Below are 18,006 nucleotides of genomic sequence, written 5' to 3'. Positions count from 1 at the left end.
TCGCCCCACACGACCTCCCGCAGCGGCATGTCCAGCTCTGCCAGGACCGCGTCGAAGGCTTGCGCGAACACGGGGAACGCGTTGCACAACTCCCGCCCCATCCCCAACCGCTGCGCACCCTGACCCGTAAACAAGAAAGCGAGCTTTCCGTTCACCGTCTCCTCGATGCCCGCGCCATCTGCGATTGCTTCCAGCGCGGCGGCCAGCTCTGCGCGGTCGGTGCCGACCGCCACCGCGCGGTGTTCCAGCGCGGCGCGCGAGGTCGCCAGCGCCTTGCCTGCGGCCGTCAGCTCGCCTTCCCCGAGGGTGTCAAGGAAGTTCCGCAGTCGCACTGCCTGAGCGCGGGTCGCCGCCGGGGTCTTGCCGGAGATCTGCCACGGAATCACCGGGGCCTCGGTGCCCGGCGTGGTGGCGTCCTCGGCCGGTGCCTGCTCCAGGATCAGGTGCGCGTTGGTCCCGCTGATGCCGAAGGAAGAGACACCCGCACGGCGCGGGCGACCGGTCTCGGGCCAGTTGCGGGCCTCCGTGATCAGCTCCACCGCGCCCGCCTCCCAGTCCACCTGGGGCGAGGGCTCGTCCACGTGCAGGGTCTTGGGCAGTACGCCGTGGCGCATCGCCTCGACCATCTTGATGACACCGGCGACTCCGGCGGCGGCCTGGGTGTGGCCGAGGTTCGACTTGATGGAACCCAGCTGCAGCGGCGTGCCGTCGACTGGCCGCTGCAGGCCGTAGGTGGCCAGCAGCGCCTGCGCCTCGATCGGGTCGCCTAGCGTCGTACCCGTACCGTGCGCCTCGACGGCGTCCACGTCGGCGCCCGTCAGGCCGGCCGAGGAGAGGGCCTGTTCGATGACCCGCTGCTGGGCGGGACCGTTGGGGGCGGTCAGGCCATTACTGGCACCGTCCTGGTTGACGGCCGAACCCTTGATGACGGCGAGGATCCGGTGGCCGTTGGCGCGGGCGTCCGAAAGCCGCTCCAGTACGAGCATTCCGGCGCCTTCGCCCCAGCCCGTGCCGTCGGCTGCTGCGGAGAAGGACTTGCAACGACCGTCGGCCGCCAGGCCGCGCTGGCGGTTCATGTCGATGAAGGTGTCGGGCGTGGACATGATCGTCACGCCGCCGGCCAGGGCCAGGGAGCATTCGCCGGCGCGCAGCGCCTGGATAGCCCAGTGCATGGCGACCAGCGAGGACGAGCACGCGGTGTCGACCGTCACCGCCGGGCCTTCCAGGCCCAGGGTGTAGGAGATGCGGCCGGAGACGACACTGGCGAGGCTTCCGTTGCCGAGGTAGCCCGCGTACTCTTCGGCGACCCGGCCGCCGAGCCGGGTACCCCAGTCGTGGTACATCACGCCGGCGAAGACGCCGGTGCTGGTGCCGCGGGCCGACAGCGGGTCGATCCCGGCCCGCTCGAAGGCCTCCCAGGAGATCTCCAGCAACAGGCGCTGCTGGGGGTCCATGGCCTGGGCCTCGCGCGGGCTGATGCCGAAGAACTCCGGGTCGAACTCGGCGGCGTCGTAGAGGAATCCGCCCTCGCGGGTGGAACTCTTGCCCGAGACTCCGGGCTCCGGGTCGTACAGGTCCTCGATGTCCCAGCCGCGGTCGGCCGGAAAGTGCGACACCCCGTCGCGTCCTTCGGCGACCAGGTTCCACAACTCCTCGGGCGAGGTCACACCGCCCGGGTACCGACAGCTCATGCCGACGATGACGATGGGTTCGTCATCGGCGACGGCCACGTCCTGCCGTACGGCGGGCAGGTCCTGCGCGGGCGCCAGCTTCGAGGCGATGTGCTCGGCGAGGGCGCGCGGCGTCGGATAGTCGAAGACGAGGGTGGCGGTCAGGCGCAGTCCGGTGGCCGCGTTGAGGCCGTTGCGCAGCTCGACGGCGGCGAGCGAGTCGAAGCCGCTCTCGCTGAAGGCACGGCCAGGTTCGACGGCGTCGGCACCGTCGTGGCCGAGCACCGATGCGACCTGCACGCGGACCAATTCGAGCAGAGCCTCGGCGCGCTCGGGCCCGGTGCGGGCTGCCAGATGGTTGGCCAGCGTATCGGCGACCGAAACAGCGCCGCCGGCCGCGGCGGTACGGCGGGCCTTTCGGATGCGTACCAGGCCGCGGAGCACGGCGGGGATATCGCCGACGCGGTCCGCCAGCGCGTGGCCGCTGACCCGTACGGGGACGACCGCGGCCGTTCCGGTCCGCAGGGCCGCGTCCAGCAGTGCCAGGTTCTCGGCGGTGGACAGCGGTTCCAGGCCCAACTTCGCGATGCGTTGCAGAGCGACCGCCCCGAGGGCGGCGCCCATGCCGACGTCGCCGGTCCACAGCCCCCAGGCGAGCGCGGTGGCGGCCCGCCCCTGCGACCTGCGCAGGTGAGCGAGGGCGTCGAGGAATACGTTGGCAGCTGCGTAGTTGCCCTGGCCAGCGCTGTCCAGGAATCCGGCCGTGGAGGAGAACAGGACGAAGGCCTTGAGATCGATGCCCAGCTCAGCGGTGAGCTCGTGCAGGTGCCAGGCCGCATCCGCCTTGGGCCGCAGCACGACGTCGATGCGCTGGGGGGTGAGGGAGTTGGTCAGACCGTCATCGACGACCGCCGCAGCGTGCACGACCGCAGTCAGAGGATGAGCCGCGGCCACGCCCGCCAGCAGACCGGCCAGCGCCACACGGTCCGAAACGTCGCACGCGACGATCGTGACCTCGGCACCCGCCTCGACCAGCTCCCCGCGCAACTCCTCCACACCCGGAGCCCCCGCCCCACGCCTACTGGTCAACAGCGCGTGCCGCACACCGTGCTCCACCACCAGGTGACGGGCGACCAGCGCACCCAGACCACTGGTACCACCCGTGATCAGAACCGTGCCCTCACCATCCCACGGCGAAGGGAGTTCTTCGACGGGGACGACGCCATGGACGAGCCGGGGGGCATGGATCCGGCCGCTGCGGATGGCCAGCTCCGGCTCGCCGGTGGACAGTGCCGCGGAGATCAGGTCGTCGTCCTCGCGGTCGGTGTCGACGAGGACGACGCGGCCGGGGTTCTCCGCCTGCGCCGCGCGCACCAGGCCCCATACGGGCGCTAGTTCGAGATCGAGAGTGTCGTCGGCCGTCGTGGCGACGGCAGCGCGAGTGACGATGGCGAGCTTGGTGTCGGCCGCGGACTCGTCGGCCAGCCAGTTCTGTAGCAGCTCCAGCGCCCGGCCGGTGTTGCTGCGGATGGCATCGAGGGTCTCGCCCTCGGTCGCTTCGAGACGGACCACGTTCCAGCCTTCGGTGCTGGAGGCGCCGTGAGCCTCCAGGGCCGTCCACTCCATCAGCATCGGTACGACGCCGACGTGGGATGCGCGCAGCTGTGCGGTATCGACCGGGCGTAGGACGAAGGAGTCGATGCGGGCCACCGGGACGCCGATCGGATCGGCGACCGACAGCGAAACCGAGTCGGTGCCGGTGGCGGCGATGCGTACGCGGATCGAGGAGGCGCCCGTGGAATACAGCGACACCCCGGTCCAGGCGAACGGCAGTCGCGTCTCGTCGGAGACCGGATCCGGCGAAACGAAGTCGGTCGCGTGCAGAGCAGCATCGAGAAGGGCCGGGTGCAGGCCGAAGGCGCCTGCCTGGGAGGCGACTTCGCCGTCCAGGGCGACCTCGGCGTAGACCTCGCCGCTCGTGCGCCACACCGTCCGCAAGCCTTGGAACGCGGGTCCGTAGCCGTAGCCGTTCTCGGCCATGTCGGCGTACAGCGTGGTGATGTCGACCGGCTCGGCACCCGCCGGCGGCCACTGGGCCATGCCGAAGGACTCCGCGGTCACGGCCGGCGCACCCGCCCGGGCCAGCACACCGGTGGCGTGCCGCGTCCACTCCGCGTCGTCCGGCGCGCCCTCGGGACGGGAGAAGAAGCCGATGGTGCGGCGGTCGTCGGCTTCGGGGACGCCCACGACGACCTGGAGGGCGACGCCGCCGGTGGCCGGGAGCGCCAGTGGCGCCTGCAGGGTCAGTTCCTCTACCAGGTCGCAGCCGACCTGTTCGCCCGCGTGAGCGGCGAGTTCCACGAAGGCGGTGCCGGGCAGCAGGGCGACGCCGGCGATGACGTGGTCGGCCAGCCAAGAGTGCGAGCGCAGCGAGATGCGTCCGGTGAGGACCACACCGCCCGCGTCGTCGCCAGCGAGCTCCAGCACGGAGCCCAGCAGCGGGTGATCGGAGGCGATCTGCCCGATTCCGGCCGGGTCGCCGTGGGTGACGGGCGCGCTCAGCCAGTAGTGGCGGCGCTGGAAGGCGTAGCTGGGCAGCGGGATGCGGCGGGCGTCGAGCCCCTCGTAGCAGGCTGCCCAGTCGACGCCGGTCCCACCTGTGTGCAGGAGGGCCAGGGCCGACAGCAGCTCGTGCAACTCGTCGCGGTCGCGGCGCAGAGCCGGGGCGAAGGTAGTCCATGGCCCGCCGGAGACGCACTCCTGGCCCATGGCCGAGAGCACCGCGTCGGGGCCGAGTTCGAGGTAGGAGGTGACGCCGGCGGCCTCTAGGAAGCGGATGCCGTCGGCGAATCGGACGGCGTCGCGCACGTGCTCGACCCAGTAATCGGGCGAGCAGAGCTGCTCCGAAGTGGCGAGCGTGCCGGTCATGTTCGAGACGACCGGGATCTGCGGCGCCTTGTACGCCATGATCTGGGCGACCCGGCGAAACTCAGCGAGCATCGGTTCCATCAACGGCGAGTGGAAGGCATGGCTCACGCGCAGGCGCTGAGTCTTGCGCCCCCGCGCGGCGAGCTCGGCGGCGACTGCGAGCGCCGCATCCTCCTCGCCGGAGATCACGATCGAGTTCGGACCGTTGACGGCCGCGATGGCGATGCGCCCGGCGTGGGCGACCAGCAGCGGGAGGACTTCCTCCTCCGTAGCCTGGACCGCGACCATGGCGCCGCCCGCGGGCAGCTCCTGCATCAGCCGACCGCGGGCGGCGACGAGCGTCGCGGCGTCCTCGAGGCCGAGTACGCCGGCGACGTGCGCGGCGGCCAGCTCGCCGATGGAGTGTCCTGCCACAAAGTCGGGCTTGACGCCCCAAGACTCGACCAGGCGGAAGAGCGCGACCTCGATGGCGAACAAGGAGCACTGCGCGTACCGGGTCTGGTGCAGCAGCTCCGCCTCGGGGCTGTTCTCGGGGGCGAACAGCACGTCCCATAGGGAGAGCTCGAGCTGCAGGTCGAGGTAGCCGATGGCGTCCTGGAGCGCCTTGGCGAACACCGGCTGGGTGCGGCTGAGCTCACGACCCATGCCCAGGCGCTGGCTGCCCTGCCCGGTGAAGAGGAAGGCGAGGCGTCCCGCGGTGTCGGCGCCCTGGCCCCGCGGGTCGATGAAAAGCCCGGGAGCGGAGTGCTCCTCGGTGACGGCCCGCAGTGCGCGCTCGAGGCCGGTTCGATCGGCGGCGAGGACGACCGCACGGTGCGAGAGCGTGGCCCGCGTGGCAGCCAGCGAGTAGCCGATGTCCGTCAGCGAGGCTTCGGGTTCGGCGGCCAGGAGGGTGAGCAGTCGCGCGGCCTGGGCGCGAAGGGCGGGCGCGGTGCGGGCGGAGACGACCAGCGGCAGCTCCGTCGCGGCGCGCGGCGGGGCGGCGGCCGGAGCGGCAGTCGCGGGCTCCTCGGCCGGCGGCTCCTCCAGGATGACGTGGGCATTGGTGCCGCTGATGCCGAAGGCAGAGACCCCCGCGCGGCGCGGGCGGTCCCCTCGCTCCCACGGGCGGGCCTCGGTCAGCAGTCGCACGTTCCCGGCCGACCAGCGGATGTTGGGGGAGGGCTCGTCGACATTGAGGGTCTTGGGCAGGACGTCGTGGCGCATCGCCATGATCATCTTGATGATGCTCGCGGCGCCGCCCGCAGCCTGAGTGTGCCCCAGATTGGACTTTACCGAGCCGAGCCACAACGGCTCGTCCTCGGGACGGCCCTTGCCGTAGGTGGCGAGGATCGCCTGGGCCTCGATCGGGTCGCCCAGCCTCGTGCCCGTGCCGTGCGCGTCGACGGCATCGACCTCGGCCGCGGTGAGTCCGGCGTCGGCGAGCGCCTGGCGGATGAGCCGCTGCTGCGAGATGCCGCTCGGAGCGGTGAGGCCATTGCTGGCGCCGTCCTGGTTGACGGACGTGCTGCGCACCACGGCGTGCACGGTGTGGCCCAGCCGTCGAGCGTCGGACAGGCGCTCGACGACGAGCAGGCCGATACCCTCGGAGAAGCCGGTGCCGTCGGCGGCTCCGGCGAACGCCTTGACGCGGCCGTCAGGAGCCAGGCCCTGCTGACGGCTGAAGGAGGTGAAGATGCCCGGGCTGCCCATGACGGTCACACCGCCGACGAGGGCCAGGGAACACTCGCCGCGGCGCAGTGACTGGGCGGCGAGGTGCAGCGAGACGATGGCACCCGAGCAGGCGGTGTCCAGAGTCATCGCGGGGCCCTCGAACCCCAGGGTATAGGAGACGCGGCCGGAGGCGACGCTGGGCGCGTTGCCGATCATCAGGTAGCCGTCGAGGCCCTCGGGTGCCTCGTGCGCCTTGACGCCGTACTCGTGGACCTCGGCGCCGATGAAGACGCCGGTACGGCTGCCCCGCAGGGAGTCAGGGGCGATACCGGTGTGCTCCAGCGCTTCCCACGCGGTCTCGAGCATGATCCGCTGCTGGGGGTCCATGGCGAGGGCCTCGCGCGGGCTGATGCCGAAGAAGTCGGCGTCGAAGCGGGTCGCGTTCTCCAGGAAGCCGCCCTTGTTGACGTAGCTCTTGCGCGGGGCGGTCGGGTCCGGGTCGTAGAGGTTCTCCAGGTCCCAGTCACGGTCCGTCGGAAAGTCGGAGAGCACGTCCCGACCCTCGTCGACCAGCTTCCACAGGTCGTCGGCGTTCTCTATGCCGCCCGGGAACCGGCATGCGATGCCTACCACGACGATGGGGTCACCGTCGTCGACGGTGACCGGAGCAGGGTTCGCCGTATCCGTGCCGAGGTCAAGGCCGAGGAGTTCACGGCGCAGGAACGCGGCGAGGGCGGCTGGTGTGGGGTGGTCGAACCCCACGGTGGGCGGCAAGTCGAGCCCGGTCGCGTCGCACACCCGTGTATGCAGGGACACCAGGCCGAGGGAGTCCACGCCCTGATCCTTGAAAGGGAGGTCCGGGAGGACCGAAGCCGGGGGTTCGGGACGGATGCTCCGCAGGACTGCCAGTGCCTCTGAACGGACGAGATCAAGCAGCACCCGCACCTGCTCGGCGGCCGGCAGCGGCGCCAGTCGGCCAACCAAAACGGGCCGGACGCCTGGCGCGTGGTCCGGCCCGTGCTGGGTGTCAGAATCGAAGCTTCCGGACCCGCTCATCTGCACACTCCACACCTAATATTCATTGTTGCTGTTGCCACAGCCAGAAATTGTGAATGCTCCGAGAAATACCCGGAGCTGTAATATAGGACGGGCACCGAGGGCATCCACACCCCTATCGCCCCCTACGAACTCGTAACAGGATCTTGTTGCGCCAGTGGTTCGTTGAACATCCGGTGCCCATGGTGGAGACAACTCATGAGGTCAGCGGAAATAGTCTTTCTTGGACCTACCGCATTCCGCGATTCCGGCGAATGGAAGGCTCCCGGTGTCCGCCGAGTGGAGCCGGCCGCCGGAGCCTGTACGGCTGCGCGATCGGGGTGTACGCAGTAGGGCACGTCGAGGTATCCGCGACGGAACGCGGTGCGCAGAGCGCCCTATGTCCCCGTCGATTTGAGCACCGCGTCGACGAGGGCGCGCGCTTCCACATGGTCTGCGCATTGCCGCACGCGTACAGCGTTCTTCCGTACTGGGTCAGGGGAACTCGGCCAGGGCCCGGCATGGGGGTGCGGCGGCGATCAAACCCCTATCTCCCCTATCCGGAAGTGGATTTGTGGAGCCTTGTTGTGCACGGAACTCGAATTCACCTGAAGGACGGCCGGATTTCGTCAGGAATCTGCTCCGTACGGCGCAGATACTCCTCTGCGGTCTCGGCCAGCGTCGGAAGTACCGTGCGTGAGCGCCTCGGTAGTGCTCTGAAAGATGGTGCGCAGCCGCCGGAAGAAACGCCACCCCTAAAACTTTAGGGGTGGCACTCCCCTCCTCCCGGCCCTCCACTGCTCCGATAATGAGAGCGGGGCATTGTCGTTCCGATGAATTTCCGTAATGAAAGCAAGGAGGGCCTCACATGGGTCGGGTAGCTGGCAAAGTCGCGGTAATCACTGGAGCGGGGCGCGGCCAGGGCCGCAGTCACGCTGTGCGACTTGCCGAAGAGGGCGCCGACATCATCGCCATCGATCTGTGCGAGGACATCGCGTCCGTCGCCTACCCCATGGCCGGTGCCGACGATCTGGCAGAGACCGCGCGGCTGGTCGAGAAGACGGGCCGCCGCATCGTCACCAGGCGCGCCGATGTCCGGGACCGGGACGCACTGAAGGCGGCCATCGACGAGGGGGTCGCCGAGTTGGGCCGCCTCGACGTGGTGATCCCGAACGCGGGGATCCTGCCCATCGGCGCGGGGCGCCCGATCGGCGCGTTCGTCGACACCGTCGACATCAACCTCGGCGGTGTCGTCAACACCGTCCACGCTGCGCTGCCACACCTCGGCGAGGGCGCGTCGATCATCATCATCGGCTCGATGACCGCGCTGCAGCCGGGCCACGGCGACGTCTCGCCTGCCGGTCCAGGCTTCGCGGCGTACCGGTTCGCCAAACACACGCTGGTCGAGTACGTGAACACGCTCGCGCAGCTCGTCTCCAGCGCCGGGCAGCGCGTCAACGCGGTGCACCCGACCAACGTCGACACCCACATGCTGCTCAACGACTCGGTCTACAAGACGTTCCGGCCCGACCTGGAGGAGCCGACCCAGGCGGACGTCGATCCGATCTTCACCGGCATCCAGTCGATGCCGATCCCGTACGTGAACCCGATCGACGTCTCTCACGCGGTCGTCTACCTGGCCTCGGACGAGTCCCGCTACGTCACCGGCCTTCACCTGAAGGTAGATGCCGGAGCGGCGGTCAAGCAAGGCCTGTAGGACAGCGGCATTGCCGACCGCTGAACCTGGATCCACCGAGGGGGATACTGGGTGTCTCCACGCCTGCGGCGCGGGGATCGCTGGGCGTGGGTAGCCGGTAGTCGATGGCCTGCCCAGCTTTTCCACTGTCGTTCCTGGTAGGTCCGATTTCGGGTGGTGGATGGGTCAGGCCGCGGCGGGTGGTGCGAGGGTGGGGTGGACAGCACGCCCTGGCCCTGCGGGTGACCGGCACCCAGGCGTTCGACCTGCCGCACGATCAACGTCGCGGTGCCCCGGCGGCGTTTGGGTCTACTCACGACCGTGGCGGAGGGGATGCGGACGATCTCGGCGTCGCAGATCCAGCACCCGCCTCCTCGTCCCATAGACAGCCGAACTGCTGGGATTGTCAGTTCGAGCTGGACGGTGCGGGGATCGACGCGCTGAAATCCAGCGGGAGATCGCTGCGCCCGGCGACATTGAGCTTGCGGTAGATCCTCGTGAGATGCTGTTCCACGGTACTGATCGTGAGATAGAGCTTTCCCGCGATTTCGCGGTTGGTGTACCCGGTGGCCGCGAGCACGACCACGCGGCGTTCGGCCTCGCTGAGCACCGTGAGCGTGCCCTCGGCTTCGAAGGACTCGGCGTCGCCGTCCACCCCGATGTCGGACGCTTCCAGAGCAAGCTGCCTGCGTAGCGGCTCGATCTCACGCACCTCCGCCAAATGCGCGGCACGGCGCAGGATGGTCCGGGCCCGCTGGCGCTCGCCCAGCGCCTGGTACGCCGTGCCGAGGTCGGCCAGTGCCCGCGCCAGCTCCAGCTGGTCGCCGCACTCCTGCAGTTCGTCGACAGCCTGACGGAGCAACGCAACCCTGCCTTCGGGATCCCGCGTCGCCGCCTTCATCTGCAGCGTGATGCCGGACGCCCGCGCCTGCCCGCGGTCGAGGCGTGCGATCTGCTCGTCGATGAGCCGCACCGCGCGATCCTGTTTGCCGAGCCGCAAGAACACCCGTGCCGCGCCGGTCCGCCAGGGCAGGAAGCCTGGCACGTCGATCCCCCACTCCCCCATCAGGCTGCCACACAGGGCGAAGTCGCCGAGTGCGGCTTGCAGGTCGTTGGTGGCGAGATGGTATTCGCCGTAGGCGTAGAGATAGTGCAGACCGAACCGGGTTCGGTAGATGTCTTCAGGAACGGGCACGGCCAGGTACTCCGCGGCCCTACTCAACTCACCCATCGCGGTCGCCGCCATGATCAGGCTGGACAGCGGCATTCCGATGACTACTCCCCACGCTTGCGGGGTCAGCCGGGCGAGCGCGGCGTCACCACGCTCCAGCGCGATGGCCAGCCTGCCCCGGCGAATCGCGATCTCCGCGTGCAACGCGGACAGCCGCGCGATCCAGGCCGCGCTGCCCAGCCGCTCGGCTATGCCGAGCAGCGTCTCGCCGACCGTGTCTGCCCGGTCGAGGTCGTCCGTGTAGATCAGCGCGAGCAGCGTGCACTCGACTTGCTCGAACGCCTTGTGGGACAAGCGAACCATGCCCAGTGCCGCGGTGGCTGTCGTGATCGCGGCACCGTCCGGCCGTCCGCTGAGCACGTCGGCGAGCACTGTCGCAGCATATCGGAACGGCTCGGCCCGGCGGGACGTCAGAGGCGCTTGTCGTCCGGGTCCGGCTGGCGCCAGCTGGGCGAACAACGGCGGGTAAGACGAGGCAAGGAGTAATTTGGTCGAACCGAGGTCGACAGGACTGTGACCGGTCTCCCCCAACGCGCCTACCGCGTCGAGCGCGGCGGAGACCTCGGCAAACCTCCCGTACCGCAGCAGATACCTGACCAGCACGGCCGTGTGTTCGCTGCCGCTGGCGATTTCCTCACCTGCGTGCGCCACCTGTTTGATGTTCCGAGCGAGGTTGAACGTTTCGAGCTGCCAGTCGAGACCGGCGAGCTCGGTGTCGATGTCCGCGCGGCGCCGGTCGTCGACGCAGGACGCGCTCGCCAGCTCGAGGTACTGGCTGCCCAGCGCGGCGTCGTCCGTCTGCTCCAGCTCCTTCGCGGCCGAACACAGCATATCGACCATCCATGGTTCGTCGAGGTCGCCCGCGCCGAGCAGGTGCTCGGCTACGAGGGACGCGGGCGCGGACTGCAGATACAGCAGGCGGGCCGCACCCCGGTGCAGGCGGATCAGGTCAGCGGACCGGATGTCGAGGACCGCGCTCTCGATCGCCTCGTGCCGAAACCGCCCGGCGACCAGCAAACCGCTGTGCTCCAGGCCCTGCAGCACACTCGCGACGATGTCAGCAGAGAGGTCGAGCAGATCGCCGAGCAGTGCCGGAGTGGAGCACTCACCCAAGACGGCGAGCCCGCCCGCGATCTCGATCGCCGCAGGCTCATGGCGCAGCAAGCAGTCGAGCACGGCCTGCCGGAACGCGTCGCTACGGACGAAATGGTCCGGCAGCGGCACTTGCCCGGTGGCTCCCATCTGGCGGCGCTGGGCGACAACCGCCTGCAACAGCAACCGATTGCCACCGGTGATGCCGTGGTATTCGGCACCGTGCCCACACCCGCCGCCGCAACACAAGCACACCAGCTTGGCGACCCCTTCGACAGTCAGCGGGGCCAGTCGGATCTCGGCGCACCAGGAGAGTTTCAGCAAATCACTCCGATATCGCTGGTAGTCCAGTGAACGAAGGGCGGATTCGGTCAGCACGATCGCGATCCGGGCGGAGCGGATCCGTCGAGCGACAAACAGCAAGCACTGCAACGAAGCGACGTCGGAATGGTGAACATCATCCACACAGATCACCAGCAATCCCCTGTCGGCTATCTCGACGAAGATCTCGCACAGCTCGAAGACCAGTTGTGGCTCGACGAGGCCGTCATCGAGGCGCTCGGCGCCCGGCGTCGTCCCGCGGATCAACTGTGCGATGCATGTCCGCCACTCGTCGTCCAAACCGATGCCGGCGAGCAGTTGCCCGATCAAAGCGAGCGGCAGACCCTGCTCGAAGGTGGAACCCACCGCGGTCAACACGGTGGCACCCGTATCGGCCGCGTCCTCGGCGAATCTGTGCAGCAAAGTGGTTTTGCCGCTACAGACGGGGCCATTCACAAACGAGAGAGTTCCGTACCCGCGAGCCGCGGCGTCGAGCCGCGCGTTCAACTGCGCTAATTCGCGGTCCAGTTCCACCAAAGCCAGATCGGCGTCATAATGCACCGGATCATCGGACGAGTCCGGTGATCCGACTTGAATTCCTTCCACGTTTCCCCCCTAATGCAGTCGAACACAACTACTCTGGTGCGATCGTGCAGGCTGATTCGGTCGGCCAGATGCGGCTGATAGTTGACGAAGCCGTGCCGCACGGTCATGCTCTCCCGTGCGGGAATGTCGAGCCACCCGGAGTCTTCCACGCCAGTACTCCCGCGTGAGAGAGTGACGAACTCGGTAATCACGATGCCCGCTTCCACGTCGAAGTAGAACCCTTCGCTGACGGGATGCCAGCGACTCAGGGCCGTCGAACGCTCGAGCGGCATGATCGGCGATACCGACAGGAACCCCGCGGATACGCGAGCGGGGGGCGCTATGAGCGACACTGTTGCGAAAATTCGTCGATGCGCAAGCGACCACGCAAACGAAAGCACTTCTACCCCAAGACGGTTGGAACTTCACACCGCATCACACTATGTAGCCGCTGCGGCGAGATCGGCAGCGGCACAACGACAGTGCGCCGACTCCCATCAGTGGAAATACGGTCAACCTGCCTATGGGTAGCGGCTGCTTCCGCGATAGCGGTCGTCGCTTCCGACAGCGTAAGTCGATGGTTGATGATGCGATCAAGCGGAACCAGCACCCCCTGAACCTCTGTTGATTGCACGATCAGTTGGCTGAGCCGGTGCTCATCACAGTTTCGAAACGAGTTTGATGATCAAAACCTGGGCGCGGCCCTGCTCTACACCGGCAAGGATCGCGTGAGCAGCCTTGCCTGCGTCGGTGCGAGCGATAGGAGGTCGATTCGACGTTGCCGACATGAAGGATCCCCGCGTTGGCCAACGACACGTCACAGCGGCCGAAACGATCGACGGTGCTTGCATCGGAGGCGGCCACTTCCGTGCGGTCACAAACGTCGACCTGGAACGCCTCGACATCGCCGAGAGCTGTACACAGCTTCTGGGTCTCGCGGAGATTCTCTTCGCGTCTCCCTGCCGACGCGAGGTGAGCGCCTCTGCGGTTGAGCTCGATCGCCGGTTCGCGCCCGATCCCCGACCCTGTGCCAGGTAGTGCGACCACTCGCCCGGCATCGAAGTCAGGTTCCCACACCCTCGCCAGTCGTCCGAACAAGGTCATGACACGAGCACTTGAACCGCAACTACTCACGCATTGCAGCCTACGGCGACAATAGGTTTCGCGCATCCCAAGATGACACGCACTGGCATGAACGAGAGCCCCATCCGACTGTTGGGGGGCGCTGGTCGCCACCATGATCGACGGCATCCGAGCTCATAATCGGCCGAGGGCAATCCAGCTCGCCTGACGAAAACCGGCTGCCAATGGTAGAACCCTGGAGGTGACGATATTCATGATGTGTCATTCGACGACCGCTACTTCCGAGCACCCGTCGCCTTCGTTCGTCAACTCGCACACGAGGCTCCGGTCCACCGATTAGCCGGCCAAAACAGTGCTCACTCGTCCAGCCGTAATCAAGACCCCCGAAACGATGGTTGGCTTGCGCAGCGACAATGATCCCCAAACCTTGCGACAGCGGATCCACCACACCCTCTGCTCCCACATGCTCGCCGCCGAACCGCCCGACCACGACCGCCTTCGTCGCGTCGTCGCCGAACCCTTTACGCCGCGCGCCATCACCGAGCGAATCCCCCGCATCACCGCTATCGCCGACCAGCTCATCGATGATGTCGACCCAACCCGGACCGTCGACTTGGTCGCGGCCCTGGGCGTGCCGCTGCCGGTGCGGATCATCACGGATGATCTGTGGGATCCCGGTGTGTCATTCCGCAGGCATCAGCCGTTCATCACATGTTCTCGGCGGCGTCCTGTCCTGCGGTGTCGACGAACCGAACAGGGCCGCATTCGATTTCAGCCAGCTGATACCAACCAGCCTCGCCAGTCGCAGGCTGCGGCGCCGCGACGATCTGCCGAGCACTGCATCGGCGCCGAAGCATCCGATCCCGACCGCTCGAAACGCTGCCGGTGACGCTCCACTGAAACAGGCCCGCGGGCACCGGTACAGCAGCGAGCCCGGGTGCTTGCGATCCGGCGGACTGCGGCGTTGAGCCGGCCTTCCTCTGCGCGACAAACGATGGCGCACACGCCTGCTGTCTCGCCAAGGATCTCGGCGGCAGTCAACGTGCCGCAGCTGGCGATTGTTGGCAACGATGACCAGCGGTTTCGTAGCTCTGCGGTGTTCAGCCAAGGCTGAACACGTCGCCCCACACTGTGATGACTTCCTTCGACCTACCGGTGTCGACCGAGGCTGTCGCGAAGGCGCGGGCCTGGGCGTAACCTCCACAACCGTTGAGCGCGATTGTGGTGTCCTTCCAGCTCACGCTGGCGTGGTCACCACCGGCGAAGACGTTGGCGGGATTGTTGATTCGGGTATCGAACGGGCTCCGCTCCTCGCGGTCGAGAATGCTGAACGATTGCTGCTGTCCGGGACCGAGGCTGAGGCTGGCGCCACCGGTACCTGAAGGGGCCACGGAATCACTGGCCCCGGTCACGCTCGCGCCGCCGTTGACACCTCCGCCATTGATCTGCACCTGGCAGCCGACAACGTAGCCGGGGGTGAGGATGCCGAGCAGCGCTCGGCCGTTGGCCACCTCCACGCGCGCGGTGGCAGTGACCCAGGTATTGCGGTGCAGCGGAGTGGACCCCATGGACGGGTTGATATTGGCAGACTGATTGGTCAGCGTCACCGTCACGACGCTGCCATCGGGAAGGGTCTGACTCGTGACGGAATCGGCCAGCGGAATGAATACGTCGGCATTGGCCGCGCTGTTGGAGAACAGGCCTATCGCGACGGTGGTCACCGCCGCCAGGTTAGCGGCACACGCGGCCTTCTTACGGTTGATCATGGTGATTGTCCCCTTGGAACTCGGATGATTTCAGCGATGAGCGGGTTGACGAATTTCGACAATGTCAGCCAATGCTGAACGGCTGCCCGTAGAGCGTAATTCGTGAGTGGTCGACACCGATGAGCTCGACGTTCGTGTAGGCGCGGGCCTGTGAATAGCCGCCGCAACCTTCGACGTTGATCATCACGTCTTTGTACGCAACCGAATTCGTGCCGGTGGCGAAGAGATCCTTATCGGCGACCTTCACGAAAACCACCTGGCCGGGGCCGAGCTGAATAGCGATCGAACCACCGACGTTGCCGGAGTTCGGGGAGACGCTGACCGACAACCCCGCGGAAATTGCCGAAGTGCCGATACTGACCTGGCAGCCGACAATGTAACCAGTGTTGATGGCGGACGTGCCGTGCGTCGAGGAATTGTTGGTGCCCGGGGCATTGCTCGGGTACAGCTGCGGTCCGGCCGGACCAACGTGGACGCCGTCGGCGATCTCGGCGGTGATAGTGCCCGATACTCGCGCGGTGCGGCCGGCGCCGTTCGCGGACATGGACGGCGCGATGAACGCGGACTCGCCGGTGCGCGTGAGCTTCGTGACGCCGACGCCGGAGGTTTCACCGTCCGGAAGCGCCACGAAGGTGTCGGCGCTGGCCGCGCCGGTCGACAGAAAGCCGATCAGCACAGCCGCAGCCGCACCGGTAACGGCGGTCTTCGCGCTGCGGCCGAGAATCGCGGTGCCGCAGTGGGCGCCGCAGTTTGTAGCATCCGTGTTTTTCATATTGTGAGAACCCTCATCTTGTGGAAGGACTGTCGGACAGTGTCGAATGACACACCCGAGAAGCCTTCGAGCTGGTGTCCGGTGACTGCCGCATACGGATCAGGCTTCGGCGGTGGGCAGGGCGCTGGGGAGCAGGGCGACCATGATGAGGTCCCGATCGTGCTCAGCAGCGCGATGCCGATCGAGCCACCGACCTGCTGGGTCATCTCGACCATCTCCGAGGCGATCGCGTGCCTGCCTGGTCGACACCGGCGCCCGACCCATGCAGAGCAACCGATATCACCGCGCCCATCCCGAGTCCGAGCAGCAGCCCCGGCAGCACCGCCGCCGCGACGTCGATCATGTCTGCGCCGGGCGCAGTTCATCGGCGCGGTGACCAGGCAGTCGGCGAATACGGAGGCACGGCTAACTCGCCAGTGTGTCAACGGAATCGAGCTCTTGATCGAACTTCCGGCTGACATAGGTCAGCGACCCGATCAGCTCGCTCGAGGTCAGCGTCCGCGGACCTGAACCGTCGACCATCCCGGACAGCGGCAACCGTCCGATATCCGCCCAGCACAGGTAGCCCCGGTCATCGATATAGCTTCGGCTCAGACCGGGGTTGTCCGGGTGCAAGCAGTACGGGATATCGAGGTAGCCGCGTTCGAAGGCCCGCAGCATCGCGGTCCCGGGGTCGGCGTCGAGATTCAGCACCGCGGCAACGAGCGCCGCCGCCTCTCGATATGTTTGCGAATCATGCGACTCGGCAACCGATCTCGGCGTATCAGCCGCCACAGCGGCGGCGAATTCGAGTGCGGCGACGTTCTCCGCGACGGTCGGTATGCGCACCGATTCCGCCTCGGTCTTGACGATCAGACGCGCGCAGCCGGTAGCAGCCGCGAGCCGCGCCGCCGCGCCGAGCAGCGCGTACGCGCCCCTTCGCGTCGATGGATACACCCCCATGTACGCGTAAATCACGATGTGCCAGTCGGTTTCGGGCAAATGCTCGGCGCATAGGCGTTGCAGGGCGCGGACCGCTTCGGCATCCTGGATCGGATTGGTCTGCTGGGCATAGCTGGCCGAGATGCTCCGAAATCCGTGATAGTGGAAGAACATCGCCTCCAGCGCGCTGATCGCCACCAGCTCACTCGGCGGACACAGTTGACCGAGCATGCACCCGCCGAACGTCTCCAGATGCGGTTCCAGACCGGTGGCCCGCAGCTCGCTCAGTTCATCGCAGGATCGGATCCAGAACCTGGTCGAATCGCCCAGCGGCACCCGCCCGTAAGGCAGGCAATAGGACACCGGCCCGCCCTCGGAAGCGTCCAGACCCGCTGCCGTCATGGCGCGGAAGATATCGCCCGGATCGGCGCTGCCGTGGCGCACCTGAACCGGGAACTCCGGCCCGGCAATCGATGTCAGCACGTCGATGGTGGTGGAATGCTCATGGGAGACAATGGGATAGCCGTTGAGCGCTACCCCGCCGAGGACGGCCAGCTGCGCCGCCTCGAGGTCACCAACCCTGGTGTAGCTGTCGACGGTAACGGTGCCGACCGTTACGCCGACCGCGTCGCGGGTGGCGCGCAGGCCTGCCCGCATCTGCTCCGGCGCGCTCATCCCCATCCTGGGTTGCACAACCAACTCGCCTGCGCGGTGCGCCCGTCCGACGAACGCGCCGAATCCCGTATCCGCGGACGTGACGATACTCATGCCCGCACCGACTGCCATAGCGATTCCAGCACCCGATCGAACTCGACGAGTCCTTCGGCGCTGTCGTCGAAGACGGCAGTGAAACCGGCGTCGGTCAGCGTGCCGCGTTCGTCCGCACGCTGATCACCACGGATGCCGAGCTTCCCACCGATCACCACCGGCAGTTCCGCAGTACCGAATTGTTCGCGCAGCGGGCCGATCATCCGCATACCGTCCTGGTACCCGTGCCCGTTCACACTGCTCACTACGACCAGCGCGGGCCTGTGGCGCCGGCATTCCTCGACCAGCAGCCGTTCGGGCACGCACGGGCCGATATTCACCACCGGATAGCCGCGCTCCTCCAGAAACAGTTGCAGAAACACCAGATTCCAGGTGTGCGAGTCGGAGATGACGCCGGTCACCATGACCGGTCTTTGCTGGTCGTCGCGGGACTCATCGACAATCCTCATGACTGCACCTCGCTGACGCTCGGATCCAGCATGTGC

At 67.4% G+C, this 18,006-nt stretch carries 10 protein-coding genes and 1 pseudogene; 2 read left to right on the top strand and 9 right to left on the bottom strand.

Annotated features, from left to right (window positions below; genetic code table 11):
• Positions 1-7,085, bottom strand: a 7,085-nt coding sequence (locus ACFWUR_RS18190) for an SDR family NAD(P)-dependent oxidoreductase (protein ID WP_378908258.1), incomplete at its 3' end; no start/stop codon positions are given.
• Between the two features lie 1,069 nt (positions 7,086-8,154).
• Here ACFWUR_RS18190 and ACFWUR_RS18185 point away from each other — a divergent pair.
• The gene (locus tag ACFWUR_RS18185; RefSeq protein WP_378908257.1) at positions 8,155-9,003 is read left to right on the top strand and encodes a mycofactocin-coupled SDR family oxidoreductase; all 849 of its coding nucleotides are present in this window, start codon (positions 8,155-8,157) and stop codon (positions 9,001-9,003) included.
• A gap of 385 nt (positions 9,004-9,388) precedes the next feature.
• On the opposite strand, the gene ACFWUR_RS18180 is transcribed toward ACFWUR_RS18185, so the two are convergent.
• The 4 genes and pseudogenes from ACFWUR_RS18180 to ACFWUR_RS18165 form a co-directional block, all read right to left on the bottom strand.
• Complete coding sequence (locus ACFWUR_RS18180; protein WP_378908271.1) at positions 9,389-11,728, bottom strand: LuxR C-terminal-related transcriptional regulator; 2,340 nt, start codon at positions 11,726-11,728, stop codon at positions 9,389-9,391.
• Between the two features lie 15 nt (positions 11,729-11,743).
• A pseudogene (locus ACFWUR_RS18175) lies at positions 11,744-12,160 on the bottom strand (AAA family ATPase); the annotation flags it as partial.
• On the bottom strand, positions 12,139-12,504 hold the full coding sequence (locus ACFWUR_RS18170; RefSeq protein ID WP_378908256.1) for a hypothetical protein: 366 nt from the start codon (positions 12,502-12,504) through the stop codon (positions 12,139-12,141). The pseudogene ACFWUR_RS18175 and the gene ACFWUR_RS18170, both read right to left, overlap by 22 nt.
• 343 nt (positions 12,505-12,847) lie before the next feature.
• Entirely contained in the window at positions 12,848-13,315 is a 468-nt protein-coding gene (locus tag ACFWUR_RS18165) for an SDR family NAD(P)-dependent oxidoreductase (RefSeq protein ID WP_378908255.1), read from the bottom strand.
• Positions 13,316-13,694: 379 nt separating this feature from the next.
• Between ACFWUR_RS18165 and ACFWUR_RS18160 the strand changes: the two genes are divergently transcribed.
• Complete coding sequence (locus ACFWUR_RS18160) at positions 13,695-14,183, top strand: hypothetical protein (RefSeq protein ID WP_378908254.1); 489 nt, start codon at positions 13,695-13,697, stop codon at positions 14,181-14,183.
• Between the two features lie 211 nt (positions 14,184-14,394).
• On the opposite strand, the gene ACFWUR_RS18155 is transcribed toward ACFWUR_RS18160, so the two are convergent.
• The 4 genes from ACFWUR_RS18155 to ACFWUR_RS18140 all read right to left on the bottom strand — a co-directional run bounded on the left by ACFWUR_RS18155 (position 14,395) and on the right by ACFWUR_RS18140 (position 17,970).
• Complete coding sequence (locus ACFWUR_RS18155) at positions 14,395-15,060, bottom strand: MspA family porin (RefSeq protein WP_378908253.1); 666 nt, start codon at positions 15,058-15,060, stop codon at positions 14,395-14,397.
• Between the two features lie 64 nt (positions 15,061-15,124).
• Positions 15,125-15,832, bottom strand: coding sequence for an MspA family porin (locus ACFWUR_RS18150; RefSeq protein WP_378908252.1), 708 nt, complete (start codon positions 15,830-15,832; stop codon positions 15,125-15,127).
• A gap of 405 nt (positions 15,833-16,237) precedes the next feature.
• Positions 16,238-17,539, bottom strand: a complete 1,302-nt coding sequence (locus ACFWUR_RS18145; RefSeq protein WP_378908251.1) for a methylaspartate mutase — start codon at positions 17,537-17,539, stop codon at positions 16,238-16,240.
• Positions 17,518-17,970 (bottom strand): cobalamin B12-binding domain-containing protein, encoded by a 453-nt coding sequence (locus tag ACFWUR_RS18140; RefSeq protein WP_378908250.1) that lies wholly within the window; start codon positions 17,968-17,970, stop codon positions 17,518-17,520. Before ACFWUR_RS18140 ends, ACFWUR_RS18145 begins: the two co-directional genes overlap by 22 nt.
• Between the last annotated feature and the right edge of the window lie 36 nt (positions 17,971-18,006).

The organism is Nocardia sp. NPDC058633, from assembly GCF_042717045.1.
GTDB lineage: Bacteria > Actinomycetota > Actinomycetes > Mycobacteriales > Mycobacteriaceae > Nocardia.
The sequence above is the reverse complement of the archived record's forward strand: the minus strand, read 5'-3'. Positions and strand labels throughout refer to the sequence as shown.

Bases quoted from the DNA above. Each gene is read 5' to 3' on its own strand.
- ACFWUR_RS18185 (WP_378908257.1), top strand. From the start codon at position 8,155: ATGGGTCGGGTAGCTGGCAAAGTCGCGGTAATCACTGGAGCGGGGCGC.
- ACFWUR_RS18170 (WP_378908256.1), bottom strand. From the start codon at position 12,504: ATGCCGCTCGAGCGTTCGACGGCCCTGAGTCGCTGGCATCCCGTCAGC.
- ACFWUR_RS18165 (WP_378908255.1), bottom strand. From the start codon at position 13,315: ATGACCTTGTTCGGACGACTGGCGAGGGTGTGGGAACCTGACTTCGAT.
- ACFWUR_RS18155 (WP_378908253.1), bottom strand. From the start codon at position 15,060: ATGATCAACCGTAAGAAGGCCGCGTGTGCCGCTAACCTGGCGGCGGTG.
- ACFWUR_RS18150 (WP_378908252.1), bottom strand. From the start codon at position 15,832: ATGAAAAACACGGATGCTACAAACTGCGGCGCCCACTGCGGCACCGCG.
- ACFWUR_RS18145 (WP_378908251.1), bottom strand. From the start codon at position 17,539: ATGGCAGTCGGTGCGGGCATGAGTATCGTCACGTCCGCGGATACGGGA.
- ACFWUR_RS18140 (WP_378908250.1), bottom strand. From the start codon at position 17,970: ATGAGGATTGTCGATGAGTCCCGCGACGACCAGCAAAGACCGGTCATG.